Annotated in this window: 3 tRNA genes and 3 rRNA genes; all 6 read right to left on the bottom strand. The window is 54.1% G+C overall.

The features are described from left to right. Positions 1–77: transfer RNA gene (locus GC1_RS19895), tRNA-Met, on the bottom strand. A gap of 45 nt (positions 78–122) precedes the next feature. Next, positions 123–237 (bottom strand): 5S ribosomal RNA (gene rrf / locus GC1_RS19900). 199 nt (positions 238–436) lie between these two features. Next, positions 437–3,264, bottom strand: a 23S ribosomal RNA gene (locus GC1_RS19905). 389 nt (positions 3,265–3,653) lie between these two features. Continuing rightward, a tRNA-Ala gene (locus GC1_RS19910) sits at positions 3,654–3,729 on the bottom strand. 20 nt (positions 3,730–3,749) lie between these two features. Beyond that, positions 3,750–3,826 (bottom strand) — tRNA-Ile (locus GC1_RS19915). Positions 3,827–4,040: 214 nt separating this feature from the next. After that, positions 4,041–5,504: ribosomal RNA gene (locus GC1_RS19920) — 16S ribosomal RNA — on the bottom strand. Together the 16S, 23S and 5S rRNA genes with 3 tRNA genes alongside form the textbook arrangement of a ribosomal RNA operon. Between the last annotated feature and the right edge of the window lie 300 nt (positions 5,505–5,804).

Here is a 5,804-nt window from a genome sequence, read left to right on the forward strand (position 1 = left end):
TGGTTGCGGGAGCAGGATTTGAACCTGCGACCTTCAGGTTATGAGCCTGACGAGCTACCTGGCTGCTCCATCCCGCGTCAGGTGTTTTTGTATCGTTTAGAGAGATGTTTGGATTTTACTAGGTTTGGCGGTGACCTACTCTCCCAGGGCTTGAGCCCAAGTACCATCGGCGCGACAGTGCTTAACTTCCGGGTTCGGGATGGGACCGGGTGTTTCACTTGTGCTGTAGCCACCAAACCAAGAAAAATCCAAATGCCAGAGGCATTTGGATTTTCTTGGTTGGCGGCAGACAGCGTATTTACGGATTAAATGCGCGTTGCCGCACCTAAGTTATGTCATATGACATATCCAAATGCGTCCGGCGTACAATCAACCTGTCCGTGTCAGTTAGGGATGTTTGCTTTGATTGGTTTAGTAACACTGTCTGTTACTGGATCAAATCAAGCCTATCGGGCGATTAGTACCGGTCAGCTGAACGCATTGCTGCGCTTACACCTCCGGCCTATCGGCGTGGTGGTCTTCCACGGCCCTCAGGGATACCTTGTTTTGAGGGGGGCTTCCCGCTTAGATGCCTTCAGCGGTTATCCTGTCCGATCATAGCTACCCAGCACTGCTATTGGCATAACAACTGGTCCACCAGTGGATCGTTCACCCCGGTCCTCTCGTACTAGGGGCAACTCCTCTCAAGTATCCTACACCCACGGCAGATAGGGACCGAACTGTCTCACGACGTTCTAAACCCAGCTCACGTACCTCTTTAAACGGCGAACAGCCGTACCCTTGGGACCTGCTCCAGCCCCAGGATGAGATGAGCCGACATCGAGGTGCCAAACACTGCCGTCGATATGGACTCTTGGGCAGTATCAGCCTGTTATCCCCGGCGTACCTTTTATCCGTTGAGCGATGGCCCTTCCACGCGGGACCACCGGATCACTATGGCCGACTTTCGTCTCTGCTCGACTTGTCAGTCTTGCAGTCAGGCTGGCTTCTGCCATTGCACTCAACGAGCGATTTCCGACCGCTCTGAGCCAACCTTCGCGCGCCTCCGTTACTCTTTAGGAGGCGACCGCCCCAGTCAAACTACCCGCCACGCAGGGTCCCGGATCCGGATAACGGACCGCGGTTAGACATCAAGAGTGCGAAGGGTGGTATCTCAAGGGAGGCTCCACCGGGACTTGCGTCCCGGCTTCGATGCCTACCACCTATCCTGCACATCACAATCCTGATGCCAGTGCGAAGCTGTAGTAAAGGTGCACGGGGTCTTTCCGTCTAACCGCGGGAAGCCTGCATCTTGACAGGCAATTCAATTTCGCTGAGTCGATGTTGGAGACAGCGGGGAAGTCGTTACGCCATTCGTGCAGGTCGGAACTTACCCGACAAGGAATTTCGCTACCTTAGGACCGTTATAGTTACGGCCGCCGTTTACCTGGGCTTCAATTCGGAGCTCTCACCCCTCCTTTTAACCTTCAGGCACCGGGCAGGCGTCAGACCCTATACGTCGCCTTACGGCTTCGCAGAGCCCTGTGTTTTTAATAAACAGTCGCCACCCCCTGGTTTGTGCCCCCGGATCCAAGTTGCCTTGAACCCGGGCCTCCTTCTCGCGAACTTACGGAGGTATTTTGCCGAGTTCCTTCAACATCGTTCTCTCAAGCGCCTTGGTATTCTCTACCAGTCCACCTGTGTCGGTTTAGGGTACGGTCTGATGGAGGGCTATTTCCAGGGACCAATCAGCGGCCCGCCCAATCCGATAAGGGCGAACAACCTTCATGATCCGTCACATCCTCCTGGCCTAGGAATATTAACCTAGTTCCCATCGCCTACGCCTTTCGGCCTCGGCTTAGGGGCCGGCTTACCCTGCTCAGATTAGCTTTAAGCAGGAACCCTTGGACTTTCGGCGAGAGTGTCTCTCACACTCTTTGTCGCTACTCATGTCATCATTCTCGCTAGTGATCTCTCCACCGGATGGCTCACGCCCCGGCTTCATCGAAAGCCTCTCTCCTCCAATGTATCCGAAGATACTAAGGAGGAATGAGACTATGTCACACTACGCTCTGCTACCATGCACTATGTGCATCCTCGGCTTCGGCTCATGGCTTGAGCCCCGTTACATCTTCGCCGCAAGACATCTTGATTAGACCAGTGAGCTGTTACGCTATCTTTAAAGGATGGCTGCTTCTAAGCCAACCTCCTGGTTGTTTTGGACGTCTCACCTGCTTTCCCACTTAGCCATGAATTGGGGGCCTTAGCCGGAGGTCAGGGTTGTTTCCCTCTCCACGACGGACGTTAGCATCCGCCGTGTGTCTGCCATCTAGTACTCCCGGGTATTCGGAGTTTGGTTAGGATCAGTAAGCCTGTGGGGCCCCATTACCCATCCAGTGCTCTACCCCCCGGGGTATTCGGATGACGCTCTACCTAAATAGATTTCGCAGAGAACCAGCTATCTCCGAGTTTGATTGGCCTTTCACCCCTAGGCACAGCTCATCCCGATCCTTTTCAACGGATGTGGGTTCGGTCCTCCAGTGCGTGTTACCGCACCTTCAACCTGGCCATGCCTAGATCACTCGGTTTCGGGTCTGATCCCACGAACTCATGCGCCCTATTAAGACTCGCTTTCGCTGCGCCTACGCCTAGCGGTTTAAGCTTGCTCGTGAGACCAAGTCGATGACCCATTATACAAAAGGTACGCTGTCAGCCCTCAAGGGGCCTCCAACTGATTGTAGGCGTTCGGTTTCAGGTACTGTTTCACTCCCCTCGCCGGGGTGCTTTTCACCTTTCCCTCACGGTACTGGTTCGCTATCGGTCAGTAAGGAGTACTTAGCCTTCGGAGGTGGTCCTCCGGTCTTCGAACAGGATTTCACGTGTCCCGCCCTACTTAATACGTCCCTCAGAGCTTCCCATACGGGGCTGTCACCCGCTCTGGCTGCGTTTCCCAACGCATTCTGGTCACTCATCAGGCTCGGCTGGTCCGCGTTCGCTCGCCACTACTAACGGAGTCTCTATTGATGTCCTTTCCTCCGGGTACTTAGATGTTTCAGTTCCCCGGGTTTGCTCTTAAAGACCTATGTATTCAGTCCTTAAGTACCTGGTTCAAACCATTATTGATTACCAAAGGTAACAATAACGATCTGTCAGGTGGGTTCCCCCATTCAGAGATCTTGGGATCAAAGCCTATTCCCGGCTCCCCCAAGCTTATCGCAGGGTATCACGTCTTTCATCGCCTCTTACTGCCAAGGCATCCACCAAACGCCCTTCTCGCGCTTGATTTGATCCAGAAAAAGACAGTGTTTCATGCCACGGTGCGGAAGCTGGTAAGAAACCGCACCCTTATTCTGAACCAAAAAGCAAACTATCCCGCTCTCAATCATGTCGGTGATTGAGAACTTGTTGCGCAGTCTTGCGACCGCGCGGGTTAGTGTACTTGACTTGGACAACACTGCCGTTTCAGCAAGGCAGACCCATGGATGCCCGAGGAAAGGGGCATGTGCACAGGCTCGCGTCACCTCCCGAAGAAGGATCGGCACCTCACTGAGGCCAATCCCTCACGCGGGCGGCCAACAGTATTGTTGATTGTATCTCTCTTAACGATGTCAATGTCTTCGTCCAACCGGACGTTCAAACATTCGATCCGAATGCTTGAAGATCTGGTTGTGAAGTGGTGGAGCCTAGGAGGATCGAACTCCTGACCTCCTGAATGCAAATCAGGCGCTCTCCCAGCTGAGCTAAGGCCCCATAATGATCCCCGCAGGGAATGGTGGGTCGAGGAGGACTTGAACCTCCGACCTCACGCTTATCAGGCGTGCGCTCTAACCACCTGAGCTACCGACCCAGTTGATTTTGCGAAGCAAAATCGACGTTGCCCGACAGGCGATTTGCAAAGCAAATCTGCCGAGAGGGCCAGGCGCTCCTGGCGGAACAACCTGATGTTTTCTGAAGAGATATGAGGACGGTCCGGTCCGTATGGCGATGCGCTTTGTTTGCGCATCTTCTGCTAAGTGTTTCACGATCAGGAGCAAGCTCCATGATGCTAGAAACATCCTTAGAAAGGAGGTGATCCAGCCGCAGGTTCCCCTACGGCTACCTTGTTACGACTTCACCCCAGTCGCTGAGCTCACCGTGGTCCGCTGCCCCCTCGAAAGGTTGGCGCACGGCCTTCGGGTAAACCCAACTCCCATGGTGTGACGGGCGGTGTGTACAAGGCCCGGGAACGTATTCACCGCGTCATGCTGTTACGCGATTACTAGCGATTCCGACTTCATGCCGCCGAGTTGCAGACGACAATCCGAACTGAGACAGTTTTTTGGGATTAACCCATTGTCACTGCCATTGTAGCACGTGTGTAGCCCAACCCGTAAGGGCCATGAGGACTTGACGTCATCCACACCTTCCTCCCGCTTATCACGGGCAGTTTCCTTAGAGTGCCCAGCCGAACTGCTGGCAACTAAGGATGTGGGTTGCGCTCGTTGCCGGACTTAACCGAACATCTCACGACACGAGCTGACGACAGCCATGCAGCACCTGTCACTGAGCCACCGAAGTGGAAACCAGATCTCTCTGGCGGTCCCAGGATGTCAAGGGTTGGTAAGGTTCTGCGCGTTGCTTCGAATTAAACCACATGCTCCACCGCTTGTGCGGGCCCCCGTCAATTCCTTTGAGTTTTAACCTTGCGGCCGTACTCCCCAGGCGGAATGCTTAATCCGTTAGGTGTGACACCGACTAGCATGCTAGCCGACGTCTGGCATTCATCGTTTACGGTGTGGACTACCAGGGTATCTAATCCTGTTTGCTCCCCACACTTTCGCACCTCAGCGTCAGTATCGAGCCAGTGAGCCGCCTTCGCCACTGGTGTTCCTCCGAATATCTACGAATTTCACCTCTACACTCGGAATTCCACTCACCTCTCTCGAACTCAAGACTGGGAGTTTTGGAGGCAGTTCCAGGGTTGAGCCCTGGGATTTCACCCCCAACTTTCCAATCCGCCTACGCGCGCTTTACGCCCAGTAATTCCGAACAACGCTAACCCCCTCCGTATTACCGCGGCTGCTGGCACGGAGTTAGCCGGGGTTTCTTTACCTGCTACTGTCATTATCATCACAGGCGAAAGAGCTTTACGACCCTAGGGCCTTCATCACTCACGCGGCATGGCTGGATCAGGCTTGCGCCCATTGTCCAAGATTCCCCACTGCTGCCTCCCGTAGGAGTCTGGGCCGTGTCTCAGTCCCAGTGTTGCTGATCATCCTCTAAAACCAGCTATAGATCGTAGACTTGGTAGGCCGTTACCCCACCAACTATCTAATCTAACGCGGGCCGATCCTTCTCCGATAAATCTTTCCCCCGAAGGGCGTATAAGGTATTACTCACCGTTTCCAGTGGCTATTCCTTAGAGAAGGGCACGTTCCCACGCGTTACTAACCCGTCCGCCGCTCACCCCGAAGGGCGCGCTCGACTTGCATGTGTTAGGCCTGCCGCCAGCGTTCGTTCTGAGCCAGGATCAAACTCTCAAGTTGAAATGCTGTCACCAGCATATCCTTGACGTTCGAACCTCTGCACATCTTCACAGGGAGGCTAATCCCCATGAAAGTCTCTGTCTGTATGTGCTTCAGTACCAAAGGTACCGAAGAACCGTACAAGACAGTGAAGCTGACACTGCATCATCGGACCTAAATCCTAGCAGCGCGATATGCATCGGCTGATCCATCGAAATGAACCAAACCGCCCGCATATCTCTTCAGTATTCCATCAATGTCAAAGAGCATCATCCGGAGGCCAAAACCAGACCGTTGCGCCAATCCCTCAGCGCGCCCGCC

Source organism: Leisingera sp. ANG1, assembly GCF_000203975.2.
GTDB lineage: Bacteria > Pseudomonadota > Alphaproteobacteria > Rhodobacterales > Rhodobacteraceae > Leisingera.